General features: G+C 60.7%; 15 protein-coding genes. 9 read left to right on the forward strand and 6 right to left on the reverse strand.

Annotated features, from left to right (window positions below):
* Nucleotide 1 precedes the first annotated feature (1 nt).
* The gene (locus HBO23_RS11455; protein WP_017139332.1) at nt 2–1,336 is read right to left on the reverse strand and encodes an MFS transporter; all 1,335 of its coding nucleotides are present in this window, start codon (nt 1,334–1,336) and stop codon (nt 2–4) included.
* A gap of 210 nt (nt 1,337–1,546) precedes the next feature.
* Between HBO23_RS11455 and quiC the strand changes: the two genes are divergently transcribed.
* Both quiC and HBO23_RS11465 read left to right on the forward strand, forming a co-directional pair.
* On the forward strand, nt 1,547–3,448 hold the full coding sequence (quiC, locus tag HBO23_RS11460) for a 3-dehydroshikimate dehydratase QuiC (protein ID WP_170038090.1): 1,902 nt from the start codon (nt 1,547–1,549) through the stop codon (nt 3,446–3,448).
* 81 nt (nt 3,449–3,529) lie between these two features.
* Entirely contained in the window at nt 3,530–4,195 is a 666-nt protein-coding gene (locus tag HBO23_RS11465; protein ID WP_026013861.1) for a TetR/AcrR family transcriptional regulator, read from the forward strand.
* A gap of 184 nt (nt 4,196–4,379) precedes the next feature.
* Here HBO23_RS11465 and HBO23_RS11470 read toward each other — a convergent pair whose 3' ends face one another.
* Together HBO23_RS11470 and aroQ are read right to left on the reverse strand one after the other, a co-directional pair.
* Nucleotides 4,380–5,228 carry a shikimate dehydrogenase gene (locus HBO23_RS11470; protein WP_170038092.1) on the reverse strand — a complete coding sequence of 283 codons (849 nt, stop codon included), beginning with the start codon at nt 5,226–5,228 and terminating at the stop codon, nt 4,380–4,382.
* On the reverse strand, nt 5,225–5,674 hold the full coding sequence (gene aroQ / locus HBO23_RS11475) for a type II 3-dehydroquinate dehydratase (protein WP_017139328.1): 450 nt from the start codon (nt 5,672–5,674) through the stop codon (nt 5,225–5,227). The genes HBO23_RS11470 and aroQ overlap by 4 nt, the downstream gene beginning before the upstream one ends.
* Nucleotides 5,675–6,091: 417 nt before the next feature.
* Here aroQ and HBO23_RS11480 point away from each other — a divergent pair, with 417 nt between their 5' ends.
* Both HBO23_RS11480 and HBO23_RS11485 read left to right on the forward strand, forming a co-directional pair.
* Nucleotides 6,092–6,520: a DUF4160 domain-containing protein gene (locus tag HBO23_RS11480; protein WP_099547610.1), complete on the forward strand. Its 429-nt coding sequence runs from the start codon at nt 6,092–6,094 to the stop codon at nt 6,518–6,520.
* On the forward strand, nt 6,517–6,981 hold the full coding sequence (locus HBO23_RS11485) for a DUF2442 domain-containing protein (RefSeq protein ID WP_017139325.1): 465 nt from the start codon (nt 6,517–6,519) through the stop codon (nt 6,979–6,981). The genes HBO23_RS11480 and HBO23_RS11485 overlap by 4 nt, the downstream gene beginning before the upstream one ends.
* A 99-nt stretch (nt 6,982–7,080) precedes the next feature.
* On the opposite strand, the gene trmA is transcribed toward HBO23_RS11485, so the two are convergent.
* Both trmA and HBO23_RS11495 read right to left on the reverse strand, forming a co-directional pair.
* Nucleotides 7,081–8,160, reverse strand: a complete 1,080-nt coding sequence (gene trmA / locus HBO23_RS11490; RefSeq protein ID WP_017139324.1) for a tRNA (uridine(54)-C5)-methyltransferase TrmA — start codon at nt 8,158–8,160, stop codon at nt 7,081–7,083.
* A complete protein-coding gene (locus HBO23_RS11495) occupies nt 8,157–9,452 on the reverse strand; it encodes an NCS2 family permease (RefSeq protein ID WP_017139323.1) in 1,296 nt (431 codons plus the stop codon). Before HBO23_RS11495 ends, trmA begins: the two co-directional genes overlap by 4 nt.
* A gap of 209 nt (nt 9,453–9,661) precedes the next feature.
* Here HBO23_RS11495 and HBO23_RS11500 point away from each other — a divergent pair, with 209 nt between their 5' ends.
* The 4 genes from HBO23_RS11500 (at nt 9,662) to HBO23_RS11515 (ending at nt 13,877) form a co-directional block, all read left to right on the forward strand.
* A complete protein-coding gene (locus HBO23_RS11500; RefSeq protein ID WP_017139322.1) occupies nt 9,662–10,105 on the forward strand; it encodes a DUF4879 domain-containing protein in 444 nt (147 codons plus the stop codon).
* A 96-nt stretch (nt 10,106–10,201) separates the two neighbouring features.
* Nucleotides 10,202–10,711: a 2Fe-2S iron-sulfur cluster-binding protein gene (locus HBO23_RS11505; protein WP_017139321.1), complete on the forward strand. Its 510-nt coding sequence runs from the start codon at nt 10,202–10,204 to the stop codon at nt 10,709–10,711.
* Complete coding sequence (locus HBO23_RS11510; protein WP_170038094.1) at nt 10,708–11,697, forward strand: xanthine dehydrogenase family protein subunit M; 990 nt, start codon at nt 10,708–10,710, stop codon at nt 11,695–11,697. Before HBO23_RS11505 ends, HBO23_RS11510 begins: the two co-directional genes overlap by 4 nt.
* Nucleotides 11,694–13,877, forward strand: coding sequence for a xanthine dehydrogenase family protein molybdopterin-binding subunit (locus HBO23_RS11515; protein ID WP_170038096.1), 2,184 nt, complete (start codon nt 11,694–11,696; stop codon nt 13,875–13,877). Before HBO23_RS11510 ends, HBO23_RS11515 begins: the two co-directional genes overlap by 4 nt.
* A gap of 138 nt (nt 13,878–14,015) precedes the next feature.
* On the opposite strand, the gene HBO23_RS11520 is transcribed toward HBO23_RS11515, so the two are convergent.
* Nucleotides 14,016–15,254 carry an MFS transporter gene (locus tag HBO23_RS11520; protein WP_170038098.1) on the reverse strand — a complete coding sequence of 413 codons (1,239 nt, stop codon included), beginning with the start codon at nt 15,252–15,254 and terminating at the stop codon, nt 14,016–14,018.
* Nucleotides 15,255–15,571: 317 nt separating this feature from the next.
* Here HBO23_RS11520 and HBO23_RS11525 point away from each other — a divergent pair, with 317 nt between their 5' ends.
* Nucleotides 15,572–17,011, forward strand: coding sequence for a cytochrome ubiquinol oxidase subunit I (locus HBO23_RS11525; protein ID WP_017139317.1), 1,440 nt, complete (start codon nt 15,572–15,574; stop codon nt 17,009–17,011).
* Nucleotide 17,012 lies beyond the last annotated feature (1 nt).

Consider the following 17,012-nt stretch of genomic DNA (forward strand, 5'->3'; position numbering starts at 1 on the left):
GTTACACGTCGACTGTGGGAATCTTGCGCGGCGCCATGAAGTACATCCAGGTCAGCGCAATGAAATACATCGCCGGAATCAGGGTGAACAACACGGTGTAGTTGTTGTTGGTCACGGTAAGGATGTGCCCGACGACCTGGGTCATGAACATGCCGCCGATGGCCGCGCACATGCCGCCGAAACCGAACACCGTGCTCATCATGTGCTTGGGCGTGTAGTCCATCACCAGGCTCCAGATATTGGCAGTCCAGGCCTGATGCGCGCCGATCGCCAGGGAAATGGCGAACACTGCAACCCACAGCTGGCTGGAACCGGCAGCCATGATCACGCCAACGATGCAGCAGGCAAACAGCAGCATCGACAACAGCCGCGCCTTGATCGCATTCATCCCGCGGCCGATCAGGAATGACGACAGGATCCCGCCACCCACACTGCCGAAGTCGGCGGTCAGGTAAATGATGATCAGCGGGATGCCCATCTGGGTCACGTTGATGCCCAGGTTGTATTGCTGGTTCAGGAACGGCGGCAGCCAATACAGGTAGAACCAGAACACCGGCGCGGTCATGGCGTAGGCGAGGGCGAAGGCCCAGGTGCCGCGCATGCGCAGGATGCGGCTGAACGGCACGCTCGGTTGCTCGGGTTCGGCTTCCTGTTGCACGTAGTCCAATTCGGATTGTTTGGCGGTCGGGTGGTCTTCCGGGTTGTAGTACTTCAACCCCCAGAACACCAGCCAGATCGCGCCGAGTGCCGACATGCACAGGAACGCCGCCTGCCAGCCCCACACGTGCAGGATCAGCGGTAGCAGCATTGGGGTCATCATCGCGCCGACGTTGGTGCCGGCGTTGAAGATGCCGGTGGCCACTGCGCGTTCACCGGCCGGGAACCACAAACGCGTGGTCTTGACGCAGGCCGGGTAGTTGGCGGCTTCGGTCAGGCCGAGGATAAAGCGGCAGACCATAAAGCCCACCGCCGAGGTGGCCAGGCCGTGGGCGCCGGTGGCCAGGCTCCACAGCAGCACGGCGCAGAAGAACACGCGCTTCACGCCCACACGGTCAATCAGCCGGCCTTGCAGCACAAAACCGATGGCATAACCGACCTGGAACCAGAAGTTGATGTTGGCGTAGTCCATCGCCGTCCAGCTCATCTCTTTGGCCAGGATCGGTTGCATCACGCCCAGGGCGGCGCGGTCGATGTAGTTCAGGGTGGTGGCGAAGAACACCAGGGCCAGCATGCCCCAGCGCGTTTTACCCACGGCCATGGCGCCACGGATCTTGTCGCCGATGCCGGCGTGCGGGTTGCCCGGGCGCGCGGCCAGAGCGGAGTTTTGCGAAGGCATGAGGTCGTACCCGTTTTTGAAATTTTTATGGTGTGTTCTGGGTCTTGGTGCAGGTTCGATGGTGCGCAGTGGTTAAAAAGTCGTCAATTCGCCAACAGGGCATAGTGTTCGGTAATCGCACGAAAAACTAACCGGTTCGTACATTTTAATTGCTGGGTGTAGGCTAGGGGCCAATAATTTGCTGCAAATAAAAACTGCCGGGAGTCGCCCATGCAACGTTCCATTGCCACTGTTTCCTTGAGCGGCACCCTGCCGGAGAAGCTCGAAGCCATCGCCGCTGCCGGGTTCGACGGGGTGGAGATCTTCGAGAACGACCTGTTGTATTACGACGGCAGCCCGCGGGAAGTTAGGCAGATGTGCGCCGACCTGGGCATTGCCATCACCTTGTTCCAGCCGTTTCGCGACTTTGAAGGATGCCGCCGCGACCGGCTGGCGCGCAACCTGGAGCGCGCCGAACGCAAATTCGATTTGATGCAGGAGCTGGGCACCGACCTGGTGCTGGTGTGCAGCAATGCTTCGGCGGATTGCGTGGGCGATGAGCGCATTTTGCTCGATGACCTCAGCTTGCTGGCCGAGCACGCCGGTCGCCGTGGTTTGCGTATCGGCTATGAAGCGCTGGCCTGGGGCAAACATGTGAACACCTGGCAGCAGGTGTGGAACCTGGTGCGCCAGGTCGATCATCCAAACCTGGGCGTGTTGCTCGACAGCTTCCACACGCTGTCGCTCAAGGGCGATCCTAGCGGCATTGCCGACATTCCCGGCGACAAGATCTTCTTTGTGCAAATGGCCGACGCGCCGGTCCTGGCCATGGATGTGCTGGAGTGGAGCCGGCATTTCCGCTGTTTTCCGGGGCAGGGCGAATTTGACCTGGCAGGTTTTCTCGCGCCGATCATCAAAAGTGGCTACACCGGGCCGTTGTCCCTGGAGATTTTCAACGACGGTTTCCGCGCCGCACCCACCCGCGCGAATGCGGCGGATGGCTTGCGTTCGCTGCTGTACCTGGAGGAGAAAACCCGCGAACGCCTCAAGCAAGAGGCGCCGGCCCAGCCCGTCGAGATTCTGTTTGATACCCCGGCGGCCAGCGAATACAACGGCATCGAATTCCTCGAGTTTGCCGTGGATGAAAGCCTCGGTGCCAAGCTGACCCACTGGCTGGAGCGCCTGGGGTTCGTCAAGGCGGGCCAGCACCGTTCCAAGAGCGTGAGCCTGCTGCGTCAGGGTGATATCAACCTGATCCTCAACTGTGAACCCTATTCGTTTGCCCACAACTTTTTCGAAGCCCACGGCCCGTCGTTGTGCGCCACGGCGATTCGGGTCAAGGACAGCGCCAAGGCGCTGGAGCGGGCCGTGGCCTACAAAGGCCAGCCGTATCGCGGGCTGGTCGGGCCTAACGAGCTGGAGCTGGCGGCGGTGCGTGCGCCAGATGGCAGCCTGATTTATCTGGTCGACCCTGCCGAGGGCGCGCTGTACGACACCGACTTCAACTTGCAAGCGGCAACGGCGTCCAGCGGCGGCCTGCTGCGCATCGACCATATGGCCATGGCCTTGCCGGCCGACAGCCTCGACAGTTGGGTGCTGTTCTACAAGAGCCTGCTGGATTTCGAAGCCGATGACGAAGTGGTGCTGCCCGACCCTTATGGCCTGGTGAAAAGCCGAGCGTTGCGCAGCCGTTGCAGCTCGATCCGCTTGCCGCTGAATATTTCCGAGAACCGCAACACGGCAATTTCCCACGCGCTGTCGAGTTATCGTGGTTCGGGCGTGCACCACATTGCTTTTGACTGCGCGGATATTTTCGCAGAGGTCAGCCGCGCCAAAGCGGCCGGCGTGCCGTTACTGGATATCCCGCTCAACTACTACGACGACCTGGCCGCACGGTTTGATTTCGACGATGAGTTCCTCAGCGAACTGGCGTACTACAACGTGTTGTACGACCGTGACGCCCAGGGCGGTGAGTTGTTTCATGTGTACACCGAGGCTTTTGAGGGGCGGTTTTTCTTCGAGATTATCCAGCGCAAAAACGGCTATGCCGGGTATGGCGCGGCCAACGTGGCGGTGCGCCTGGCGGCGATGGCCAAATCGCGCAGCGGTGCGGTACGTCAGGCGCGTTTATAACGGCCGGGCCAGGTGCTTCCTTCGGGAAGCGCCTCGGCCCATAATCGCCGCCTGCACAACAAAAATGGCCGTGAGCGCACCATGACCCTGACCCCCGACCTCTCCGCCGTGCCAGACACACCGCGCAAGAGTCGCAAGAACAACCCGGAAAAGACCCGCGAAAACATCCTGCAGGAAGCCATCGTCGAGTTTGTTCAGCAGGGCCTGTCCGGCGCGCGCGTGGATGCGATCGCCGAGCGTATCCACACCTCCAAACGCATGATCTATTACTACTTCGGCAGCAAGGAGCAGTTGTACGTCGAGGTGCTGGAAAAACTCTACGGCGATATCCGCAACACCGAAACGCGCATGAACCTCACGGCCCTGGAGCCGCGTGAGGCGATCCGTCGTCTGGTGGAGTTCACCTTTGATCACCACGACCAGAACGTGGATTTCGTGCGCATCGTCAGCATCGAAAATATCCACAACGCGGAATACGTGAAGCGCTCGGATTCGATCAAGGCGATGAACAGCAACATCCTCGAAGCGCTGGGCGCCACATTGCGGCGGGGTGCCGAGATGGGGGTGTTTCGCGAAGGGCTGGAGCCGCTGGATGTGCACCTGCTGATCAACTCATTCAGCTTTTACCGGGTGTCCAACCGCCATACGTTCAGTGAGATTTTTCAGATCGAGCTGTCCGATGAAGCGATTAAACAGCGGCATCGGGAGATGATTTGTGAGTCGGTGATGCGGTACTTGCAGGCTTGAATTCACCCGATTCCCAATCTGGAATGCAACCAGTGTGGGAGCTGGTTTGTTGTGGCGAGGGAGCTTGCTCCCGCTGACTGCGCAGCAGTCTCCGGCTTTTTTGGGGGCGCTTCGCACCCCAGCGCAAGCAAGCTTGCTCGCCACAACAAGCCAGCTCCCACATTTTTTGATTCAGTTTCGGCAGTCAGCTATTCATGCTCTGAAAGTGCGCCAGCATTCGCTGCACATCCGGTGTTTGGCCACTGAACAACTCAAACGCCTTCACCGCCTGAAACACCGCCATATTGCCGCCGTCCAGCGTTCGGCAACCCAGGGCGCGGGCGTTGCGCAGCAGTTCGGTTTCCAGCGGGAAATACACGATTTCCGCGACCCACAATTGGGCTCGCAACAGCGCAGGCGGTACCGGCGTGCCGGGCAGCTTGGCCATGCCCATGGGCGTGGTGTTCACCAAGCCATCCGCTTCGGCCATAGCGTTTTCCAGGTGGGTGCCGACCTGGGCACGACCGGCACCAAAACGCTGCGCAAGGTTATCCACCAGGTCGCGGGCGCGGGCCATGTCCACGTCAAAAATACTCAAGTGCTGCACGCCTTCTGCCAGCAATGCATGGGCCACCGCCGCGCCTGCACCGCCGGCGCCCATCTGTACCACCCGTTCTCGCGCGACGTCATGCAAGTTGCGCCGGAAACCTTCGGCAAACCCCAGGCAATCCGTGTTGTGGCCAATGCGCTTACCGTCCTTGAACACCACGGTGTTGACGGCGCCAATGCCTCGCGCCTCGTCAGACAATTCATCGAGCAATGCCAGCACTGCCTGCTTGCATGGGTAGGTAATGTTCAAGCCGGTAAAACGCATCAATTCAGCGGCGTCCAGCAGGTCGGGCAGGGCGTTGATGTTCAGTTGCAGCGCGTCCAGATCGATCAACTGATACAGGTAGCGCAAGCCTTGGGCGTCGCCTTCCTGTTCATGCAGGGCGGGCGTGCGGGAGGCTTGGATGCCGGCGCCGATCAGGCCGGCGAGGATGCGCGGTTTCATCGGGCGGATCCTTTGAGGGTGTGGCTGAAGTGTTCCAGCGCCAGGTGATAACCATGGCTGCCGAAGCCTGCGAGCACCGCCTTGGCAATGGGCGACACAAACGAGTGATGCCTGAACGCCTCGCGCGCATGCACGTTGGATAAATGCACTTCGATCACCGGCACTTCACTGGCCACCAGTGCGTCGCGAATCGCTACGGAGGTGTGGGTCCAGGCCGCCGGGTTGATCACGATACCGGCGCAACGGGCGCGGGCGCCGTGGATCCAGTCGAGCAGTTCACCTTCGTGGTTGGTCTGGCGAAATTCGATTTTCAACCCCAGGTTTTCCGCGCTGCGACCGCACAGTGCGGCGATGTCGGCCAGGGTTTCATGCCCGTAGGTAGCAGGCTCGCGGGTGCCGAGCAGGTTGAGGTTGGGGCCGTTGAGCACCAGCACGATGGGCGGCATAAAGGTCTCTCCACACTTATTATTGGTTGTGCGGATAAAATGTACTGGATGGTTAATTTGGTCAATTGAAGGCGGCTGATGTGTTCGATTATCGAACGCTTATTCTGAGGCATACCGGCACAGCATCAGATTAGATATCAATTGAAAATCAACCTCGATGCCGGACTGGGCGAGCGCACGGCATGCGTATTTGCTGGCGCGGATTCAGTTGAAGTATTACGCGGGGTTGCTGAGCGAGCAGGACTTGCGGGCGTTGGCAGGGTAGTCCCAACCCTCGGCATGAGTGGTTACAACCCCGCATTCGCGGGGTTGTTCGTCGTTACTAATCTGTGAAACAGCTTCGCAAGGATGGAGCCGGTTGTCGGGTGCCACGGAAAATTGTTACCTGACGGAAAATAACCTAACGGATGGGTTACGATGAAAGTAGGTGCTTACAAGGGATATGTGATTTCAGTGCTTCTGCGGGATGAACACTGCCCGCCCCACGTTCATGTCAGGGGCAAGGCATGGGATGCGCGTTTTCGTTTCAGCTTCCTGGATGGGGATGTGGAGTTGTGGGATGTAGAGCCGGATCGCAGGCGGCCGCCTACTGCGCTCCTGAAGGAATTACGCGAGGCGATCATGCAGCGGCACTACCTGGCCCGTGCACGCCGGATCTGGTGGGAGAAACTGCAAACGGTTTGCCTGGAGAACCATTCCTGGGATTGGGACGCTGGTGAATTGGTTCAAGGGTTGGTTATTCGACGTGGTGTCTATGTCATCGCAAGCGCCCGGCACGATGTCGTAGAGCAAAGAACAATTTTGAATCTGGTCAGAGCGCCAGATTGCGTGGGGATTAATTTATGAAAATCGTAAAAGCCAAAGTCGTACCCTATAAGCCGCTCACTGACGCCGATGTCGACAAGGCTATCGCCCGTGGGCGCAAGCTCAAACGTCTGTACGCAAATGCCAGCAATGTGCGCTATGAACACGAGTGCATTTCCATCGGTTTCAGCGACGGCAGCCGCGTCATGTTGCCTGTAGCCGGGTTGCCGGAGTTCGAAGGGTTTTCCCTGGAGGACTTTCAGCAACTGGAGGTCGGCTTTGGCGGCAAGGCGCTGTGCTGTGAGGCGCAGGATCTGGACGTTTCGATCACCGGGCTCATCGCCACCAGCCAGCCCTTGATGGACCTGGCAACAAGCCTGGTAGCGTCGCGCAACGGTCGCAAGAGCAGCGCCGCCAAAACCGCCGCCGCCCGAGCCAATGGCAAGAAGGGCGGTCGGCCACGCAAGGAGCCGTTGGATAACGGTGATTCAACAGATGCATGAAAACCCAGTGTGGGAGCTGGCTTGCCTGCGATAGCGGTGTATCAGTTGACCGATGCAGGGCAGGCCTACCGCCATCGCAGGCAAGCCAGCTCCCACAGTTTACCGCCGGGTCAATAACACCCCGGATTCCATATGGTGCGTCCATGGGAACTGGTCAAACATTGCACACTGGGTAATCCGGTGCGTGTCATGCAGTTGCGCAATGTTCGCCGCCAACGTCTCCGGGTTGCAGGAGATGTACAGGATGTTGTCGAAGCGACGGGTCAGTTCGCAGGTGTCCGGGTCCATGCCGGCGCGCGGTGGGTCGACGAAGACGCTACCGAATTCGTAGCTCTTCAGGTCGATGCCGTGCAGACGGCGAAACGGCCGAACCTCGTTGAGCGCCTCGGTGAGCTCTTCGGCAGACAGGCGCACCAGCGTGACGTTATCCACTGTATTTTCATCGAGGTTGCTTAAGGCAGCATTCACCGAGGTCTTGCTGATTTCGGTGGCCAGTACCTTACGCACGCGGGTCGCCAGTGGCAGGGTGAAGTTGCCGTTGCCGCAGTACAACTCCAGTAAATCATCCGGGCGATCGCCCAGGGCTTCATAGGCCCAGTTGAGCATCTTCTGGTTCACGGTGCCGTTGGGCTGGGTGAACGCGCCCTCGGGTTGACGGTAGCTGAAGGTGCGCCCGCCGACGTCGAGTTTTTCCACCACGTAGTCGTGGCCGATCACATCGCGCTTGCCCTTGGAACGGCCGATGATGCTGACATTCAAGTCCGCCGCCAGCTTGTTCGCAGCCGTGTGCCAATGTTCGTCCAGCGGGCGGTGATAGCACAGGGTAATCATCGCGTCGCCGGCCAGTGTGGTCAGGAACTCCACCTGGAACAGCTTGTGGCTGAGGGCCGCGCTGGCTTGCCAGGCGGCTTTGAGTTGCGGCATCAGCTGGTTGATGCGCTGGCTTGCGATGGGGAACTCTTCGATCAGGATCGGCGTGCGCTTGTCGTCCTGGGAGAACATTGCGTAGTGGCGCTCACCGCCCTCGCGCCACAGGCGGAACTCCGCGCGCAGGCGGAAGTTCTGCAGCGGCGAATCGAAGACCTGCGGTTCGGGGGCGTCGAACGGTGCCAACAGGTCACGCAGACGCGTGACCTTGTCTTGCAGTTGAACGGTGTAGCTTGCGGCGTCAAAAGTCATGCGTTGAACCAGCCCAGCTTGATCACAAACAGAATCGACAGGATCACCAGTGCCGGGTTCAGCTCACGGTAGCGGCCCGAAAGCAGCTTGATGGCGGTCCAGGCGATGAAACCGAAGGCGATGCCGTTGGCAATGGAGTAAGTGAAAGGCATCGCCAGGGCGGTGACCACCACGGGCGCTGCAACGGTAATGTCATCCCAGTCGATTTCGGCCAGGCCCTGGGTCATCAGCACGGCCACGAACAGCAGCGCCGGCGCGGTGGCAAACGCTGGAACACTGGCGGCCAGTGGCGAGAAGAACAGCGCCAGCAGGAACAGGATGGCGACCACGATGGCGGTCAAACCGGTACGGCCACCGGCACTCACACCCGCAGCCGACTCGATGTAGCTGGTGGTGGTCGACGTACCCAGCAGCGAACCGGCCATGGCGGCGGTACTGTCGGCGATCAGTGCACGGCCCATTTTCGGCATGTGGCCGTCTTTGCCCATCAGGCCGGCGCGCTTGGCCACGCCGATCAGGGTGCCAGAGTTGTCGAACAGGTCAACGAACAGGAAGGCGAAGATCACGCTGACCAGGCCGATATCCAGCGCACCTTTGATATCCAGTTGCAGGAAGGTCGGGGCCAGGGACGGTGGCATCGAGGTTACGCCGCCGAACGGGGTGAACCCCATCGCGATAGACACGATGGTCACCGCCAGGATGCCGATCAGCACCGCACCGCGCACCGCCAGGGCTTCCAGCGCCACGATCAGCGCGAAACCCAAGGTAGCGAGGATCGGCGCCGGTTGTTTCAGGTCGCCCAGGCCGACCATGGTGGCCGGGTTGCTGACCACGATGCCGGCGTTGTGCAGGGCGATCAGTGCCAGGAACAGGCCGATACCGGCGGCAATCGCCGAGCGCAGCGGCAGCGGGATGCTGTTGATGATCCACTCACGGATGCGGAAGATCGACAGCAGGAAGAACAACACCGCCGAAATGAATACCGCGCCCAACGCGACTTGCCAGGTGTGGCCCATGTGCAGGACCACGGTGTAGGTGAAGAAGGCGTTGAGGCCCATGCCCGGTGCCAGCGCGATCGGGTAGTTGGCGATCAGGCCCATCACGGTCGAACCGATGGCGGCGGCCAGGCAGGTGGCGACAAACACCGCGCCCTTGTCCATGCCGGTCTCGCCGAGGATGCTCGGGTTCACGAACAGAATGTAGGCCATGGCCAGAAAGGTCGTGATACCCGCGAGAATCTCGGTGCGCACGTTGGTGTTGTGTGCTTTGAGTTGAAACAGCTTTTCCAGCATGCCGGCTCCCTGTGACGCTATTTTGCGTCGTTATTTGTTGACCTCTAAGTCAAAGCACAAACTGCGCCAAGCGCCTGTGGTTTCAGAGAGGATCGGAAAAAGCGGCGCATGATACCAGCAGCCGACGCGATGTGGCGGATAGGCTGCGTATTCTCGAATCTGGCCTTGAGGCATACTGCGCCGACGTTAAATACAGGGTCGTTCTCAGCATGAAAAAAGCCAACGCCAGCAGTCTAGCTCTGTTCGCCGCAATCGGCCTGGGGCTTGTGGCACCGGTGTGGGGCGCGGCTGCACCGCCGTTGAGCGAGGTGCGGGTGTTCAAGGTCGAGTCGGCGCGTTGCACGGAAACCATCCCCACAGATGTGACGACCACCCAGATGTGTACTCATCGTGGGCCGACCAAGGTCTCGGTGATGGAGGTCGGCCTGGGCAAAAGCCCGATGGGGCGCTTCAATGGCGCCGAATTGAATGGGCAACGCACGCCGGTCTGTCAGGTGGGCAACATCAGCGAAGTCTGTAACGGCGCAGGCACTGTGATGGGCTACATCTATGTGTTTGACTTGAATGTCCAGGCCCAAGGCTGGTTTGAATTCAGCAATATCTCGATCAATGGCCCGCAAAACACGTTGAAGCTCTTGTTCAACATCCTCTGATCAATCCCCTTGAACGCTCACTACCTCGGGAAGTCGTAGCCCTTAGACGGCGACTTTCCTGAACGCCGCGGAAGTGCACCAACCCGTGAGGTGTTTATGAGCGCGACCCCCAATGGCGCGACGACCAAACCGTTCGTCAGCCACCCGATACGCCTGACCCTGAATGGCCAAGACCGCCAGCTGCAGGTGTTGCCCTGGACCACCTTGCTGGACCTGCTGCGCGAACAGCTGGATCTGGTGGGTAGCAAAAAAGGCTGCGACCACGGCCAGTGCGGCGCCTGCACGGTGTTGCGCGATGGCAAACGCATCAACGCCTGCCTGACCCTGGCGGTGATGTGCGACGGTGCCGAGGTGACCACCATCGAAGGCCTGGCCGACGGCGACCAGTTGCACCCGATGCAGCAGGCTTTTATCCAGCGTGACGCGTTCCAGTGCGGCTACTGCACGCCGGGGCAGATTTGCTCCGCCGTCGGCCTGGCCAATGAAGGCCGCGCCCACAACACCGCGCAAATTCAGGAACTGATGAGCGGCAACCTGTGCCGCTGCGGGGCCTACAGCAATATTCGCGATGCCATTGAAGACGTTGTGCTGGGAGGTGACCAATGAACCCCTTCCAGTACAGCAAGCCGGCCGATGTGCAGGAAGCCGTGCACCTGAGCAGCGCGACGTCGCGGTTTATCGCCGGCGGCACCAACCTGTTGGACCTGATGAAAGAAAACATCAGCCGCCCCGAACACCTGATCGACATCACCGGCTTGGCGCTGCATGGCGTAGAAGCGACTGCCGACGGCGGGGTGATGATCGGCGCGTTGGTCAGCAATGCCGACCTGGCCTGGCACCCGCTGATCGAGACACGCTACCCATTGCTGTCCCAGGCCATTCTGGCGGGCGCCTCGCCGCAACTGCGCAATATGGCCAGTACCGGCGGTAACTTGTTGCAACGTACCCGTTGCTACTATTTCTACGATGCCAGCGTGCCATGCAACAAGCGTGAACCTGGCAGCGGCTGCCCGGCGCGCACCGGGTTGAACCGCATTCATGCGATCCTCGGTGCCAGCGAACATTGTGTGGCTACCCATCCCTCGGATATGTGCGTCGCCCTCGCAGCGCTGCAGGCGCGGGTGCATGTAGAAGGGCGTGGCGGCGCACGGGTGATCGAGTTTGCCGACTTTCATCGATTGCCCGGCGATACGCCTGAGCGCGACAACCTGCTGGCCGACGATGAGCTGATCACCGCCATCGAACTGCCGCCTGATCATCTCGCCAGCCATAGCCACTACCTGAAGATTCGTGACCGTGCGTCCTACGCCTTCGCGCTGGTCTCCGTTGCCGCCGCGCTGGAGCTTGCGGGCGACACCATCGTCGATGCGCGCCTGGCCCTTGGCGGTGTGGCCCACAAACCTTGGCGCGATCGCGCGGTGGAAGCCGCGCTGATCGGGCAAGCGGTCAGCCGCGAGACCTTCAGCCAGGCCGCTGACGCCTTGCTGCAAGACGCCGAACCCTTGGAACACAACAGTTTCAAAATCAAGCTGGCACGCCGCGCAATCATCCGTGCCCTGAGCGACGCCGCTGTCGCAGGAGAACGCCCATGACCGCCGTCGGTAAACCCCTGGACCGCGTTGACGGTCTGCTCAAGGTCACCGGCCAGGCGCGTTATGCCGGTGAGTTTCCAGGCAACGACCTGCTGCATGGCAGTGTCGTCTCAAGCACGATTGCCAAGGGCCGGGTAATCCGGATCGACGCGTCCAAAGCCCTGGCGCTGCCGGGCGTGGTCTGGGTGCTTGATCATCTGAACCGGCCCAAACTCGCCAGCTACGATGAGGCTTTCGCCGATGCCGATGCAGCCGACGGCTCGCCGTTTCGCCCGCTGTATAACGACCGCGTGCTTTATAACGGCCAACCCCTGGCCCTGGTGATCGCCGACAACCTTGAGCTGGCGCGACACGCTGCCTCGCTGGTCGAGATCGAATACGCGAGCGAGGCTTTTGCCACTGACCTCGCGGCCCTGCAGGAACAGGCGCACCCATCGCCGCAAACGCCGCCCAAGCCACGCGGTAACTTCCAGGCCGAGTGGGCTGCTGCCGCTGTCAGCCTGGATATGCACTACAGCACGCCCATCGAGCACCACAACCCGATGGAACCCCACGCCAGCACCGTGCTGTATCAGCCGGACGGCACCCTGCATATCCACGACAAGACCCAAGGCCCGCAGAACTGCCAGGCGTATGTGCAAAAAGTCTTCGGCCTGGATAAAAGCCAGGTAAGGATCTTCGCTGCGTTCGTCGGCGGTGCCTTTGGCTCGGGCCTGCGCCCGCAGTATCAACTGCCTCTGTCGGTGATGGCAGCGCTGGCGCTCAAGCGTTCGGTGCGCGTCACCCTGACCCGGCAACAGATGTTCACGTTCGGCTACCGCCCGCGCACCCTGCAGCGTTTGCAACTGGGCGCTGCTGCCAATGGCCGCCTGTTGGCGTTGGGCCACACAGCGATTGGCCAGACCTCGCGTTTCGAGGATTTCAGCGAACATGTGGTGGAGTGGAGCGGCATGCTCTACCACTGCGACAACGTGCAATTGACCTACAAACTGGTTCCCCTGGACGTGTCCACGCCGATGGACATGCGCGCGCCGGGCGCCGCGCTGGGCGTGATCGGCCTGGAATGTGCGATGGATGAACTGGCCTGCGCCCTGGGGATGGACCCTGTGCAACTGCGCCTGATCAACTACGCCGAGCGCAACCAGAACGAAGACAAACCCTGGTCGAGCAAAGCCCTGCGCGAGTGTTACCGCGAAGGTGCCGAGCGCTTCGGCTGGAGCCAGCGCAACCCCGAGCCGCGCAGCATGCGTGATGGCAACCAGTTGATCGGTTGGGGTATGGCCGGTGGTGTATGGGAGGCCCTGCAGATGAAGGCCAGCGCCAAGGCGCAGTTGGATGCCCAAGGCCAATTGACCGTCAGCAGCGCCACCACCGATATCGGCACGGGCACGTATACGGTAATGACGCAGATTGCCGCGCAAACCAGCGGTGTGGCGATGGCCGATGTGCGTTTTCTGCTGGGTGACTCGTCGTTACCCACGGCGCCGTTACAGGGCGGCTCGTTTACCGTGTCGTCCGTTGGCACTGCCGTGCAGCAGGCCTGCGAGGCGCTGAACGCCAAGCTGTTGGCGGTTGCCCGGCAGACTTACCCGGTGTTCAAAGAGGCTGAATCGGTGCGCTTTGAAGACGGCCAGTTGCACACCGGTGATGTGAGTGTGTCCTTGGCACAACTGGTCAAGGACAGTGGCGAAGAGGTGTTGGCCGTTCAGGTTGACAGCCAACCGGACAAAAAGCGCGAAGGCTATTCGACGGCGACCCATTCGGCGGTGTTTGTCGAAGTTCAGGTCGATGAAGACCTGGGCACGATCAAGGTGCGTCGAGTGGTCAGCGCCATCGCCGCCGGGCGGGTGGTCAACCCGAAGATGGCCCGCAGCCAGATCCTCGGCGGCGTGGTCTGGGGCATCGGCATGGCACTGCATGAAGAAACCCAGGTCGACCATCAACTGGGTCGCTACATGAACCACAGCCTGGCCGAGTACCACATCCCGGTGAATGCCGATATCGGCGACATAGAGGTGATTTTTGTCGACGAACACGACGAAATCGTCAACGCCCTGGGCTCCAAGGGTGTGGGCGAAATCGGTATTGTCGGGGTGGCGGCGGCGGTGGCGAATGCGATCTACCATGCCACTGGCAAGCGGGTGCGGGAGTTTCCTGTCACGCTGGATAAGGTGCTGTAACCCGGTCTTCGAACCACAGAAGATCAAAATGTGGGAGCTGGCTTGCCTGCGATAGCTATCTGTCAGCCAATCATATGTTGGCTGAGACACCGCCATCGCAGGCAAGCCAGCTCCCACATTGCCTGTTTTTCAACCGGCTTATAGCTTGGCTTCCTCCACCGGCACATGCATCCGATCGCGGTTGGCCAGGGTCGGAAACAGCTTTATCCACACCCCCGTCACCAACAGCGTACCAATCCCGCCCATGACCACGGCGGGCACGGTGCCGAACCAGTGGGCGGTAATCCCCGATTCAAATTCGCCCAGTTGATTGGATGCGCCAATAAACAGGCCGTTGACCGCACTGACCCGCCCGCGCATTTCATCCGGAGTCTCCAGCTGCACGAACGAAGCGCGGATCACCATGCTGATCATGTCCGCCGCGCCCAGCACCACCAGTACCGCCAGGGAGAACCAGAACGACGTCGACAGGCCGAACGCAATGGTTGCCACGCCAAACACACCGACGGCGGTAAACATCACGCGCCCGACATGCCGGTCTACCGAGAACCTCGCCAGCCACAGCGACATCAACAATGCGCCCACCGCCGGCGCCGAACGCAACAGACCCAGGCCCCAGGCGCCGGTCAGCAGGATGTCCTTGGCGAACACCGGCAGCAACGCTGTGGCGCCGCCCAGCAGTACGGCAAACAGGTCCAGCGAAATGGCGCCGAGAATGTCCGGGCGGCTGCGAATAAAGCGGATCCCGGCCAGCAGCGAATCCATCGTGGCCTTGGCTTTATTGATCGGTGTCTGGCGCGCGGGCAGGTTGAGGGTCAGCCCGCAGGCGATCAGGTACAGCACCACGGTTGGGCCATACACCCACACGCTGCCAAACGCATAGAGCAAGCCGCCCAACGCTGGCGCGACGATGGTGGCCAGTTGCTGCGCCGATTGCGACGAGGCCACGGCACGCGGGAACAGCGCGCTCGGCACGATGCTCGGCAGCAGCGCCTGGGTGGTGGGCATCTCAAACGAGCGTGCGGCGCCGAGCAGGAACGCGAGGATAAAGATCATCTCGCGGGTCACATTGCCGGTCAGGCCGCCGATGGCCAGGGACAAGGCAATCAATGCCTGCACGGTCTGGCAGATGGCGGCGACTTTGCGCCGCTCATAGCGATCGGCCACGTGGCCTGTGTGCAACATGAACAGAACGCGCGGAATGAACTCCACCAGGCCTACCAGGCCCAGGTCCAGCACATTGCCAGTCAGTTGATAGAGGTTCCAGCCGATGGCCACGGTAAGCATCTGGAAACCGCTGGCGGTAAAGATCCGGGCCAGCCAGAACGCGATGAAAGGGCGGTGGTGGCGCAACAGCAATGCGGGTTCACTGGGCATCGGGAAGTCAGGTCTGGAGCAGAGGGTGCAGGCAGATTAGCATCAAGCTGTAACAAATAGTTGCAAGAACTGAGCTGAGACAACCTGTCACGCGTCAATGAACCACACGGCTTTCGTCCGAAAATGGGACTACTCTTTGAGCAATGCTTGATCCAGATCAAAACCGGCCCCGGGATTGATCTGGCGGCCGCAAGGCCAGGATCCCTACGTGATGGGTAAAAAAAGAAACGAATTGAAATTCGCCACACTCCATATCCGTGGGGGCAGTGGGTGCAGGCTCCCGCCAGCAGCCGGTATTACCTGACAGAGGAAGACTTATGTTCGGTTTGGAGGCGCTAGATCTCGCCCGAATTCAATTCGCGTTCACCATCTCGTTTCACATCCTGTTCCCGGCGATCACCATCGGCCTGGCCAGTTATCTTGCGGTGCTGGAAGGCTTGTGGCTCAAGACTCACAACGACACCTACCGTGACCTCTACCATTTCTGGTCGAAGATCTTTGCCGTCAACTTCGGCATGGGGGTGGTTTCGGGCTTGGTCATGGCTTACCAGTTCGGTACCAACTGGAGCCGTTTCTCGGACTTTGCCGGCGCCGTTACCGGACCGCTACTTACCTACGAAGTGCTCACGGCCTTCTTCCTGGAGGCGGGTTTCCTCGGGGTGATGCTGTTCGGCTGGAACAAGGTGGGGCGCAAGCTGCACTTCTTTGCCACGGTGATGGTGGCCGTCGGTACGCTGATTTCGACCTTCTGGATTCTGGCTTCCAACAGCTGGATGCAGACGCCGCAAGGCTTTGAAATTATCGATGGCCGGGTGATTCCTACCGACTGGCTGGCGGTGATCTTCAACCCCTCGTTCCCCTATCGCCTGATGCACATGGCCACGGCAGCCTTTGTGGCCACGGCGTTCTTCGTCGGCTCTTCGGCGGCCTGGCACTTGTTGCGCGGCAAGGACAACCCGGCGATCCGCACCATGCTGTCGATGGCGATGTGGATGGCCCTGATCGTGGCGCCTATCCAGGCGGTGATCGGTGACTTCCATGGCCTCAACACCTTGAAGCACCAACCGGCGAAAATTGCCGCGATTGAAGGCCACTGGGAAAATATCGGCAATGAGCCGACGCCGCTGATCCTGTTCGGCTGGCCCGACATGAAGGCCGAGAAAACCAAATACGCGGTCGAAATTCCGTACCTCGGCAGCCTGATCCTGACCCACTCCCTGGACAAGCAGGTGCCGGCGCTCAAGGAGTTCCCGCCTGAGGATCGCCCCAATTCGACCATTGTGTTCTGGTCGTTCCGGGTCATGGTCGGCCTGGGCTTCCTGATGATCTTCACCGGTCTGTTCAGCCTGTGGCTGCGCCGAGGGGACAAGATGTACACGTCCAAGCCGTTCCTGTACTTGGCGTTGTGGATGGGCCCGTCCGGCCTGATCGCGATTCTTGCCGGTTGGTTCACCACCGAAATCGGCCGCCAGCCGTGGGTGGTCTACGGGTTGATGCGCACGGCGGATGCTTCCTCCGGGCATAGCCTGGCGCAGATGACCATTACGCTGGTGCTGTTTGTGGTGGTGTACTTCGCGCTGTTCGGCGCCGGGTTGGGCTACATGATGCGCCTGGTGCGCAAAGGCCCGCAGACCCACGAGGGCAGCGAGCCAACCCATGGTGGCCCTGGCCAGAAACGTACACCGGCCCGTCCGTTGTCCGCCGCCGATGATGGCAGCGACGACGACCACACCCACATCCAGCACAAGGGGAATTGAG

Source organism: Pseudomonas sp. WS 5532, assembly GCF_012985445.1.
Taxonomy (GTDB): Bacteria; Pseudomonadota; Gammaproteobacteria; order Pseudomonadales; family Pseudomonadaceae; genus Aquipseudomonas; species Aquipseudomonas edaphica.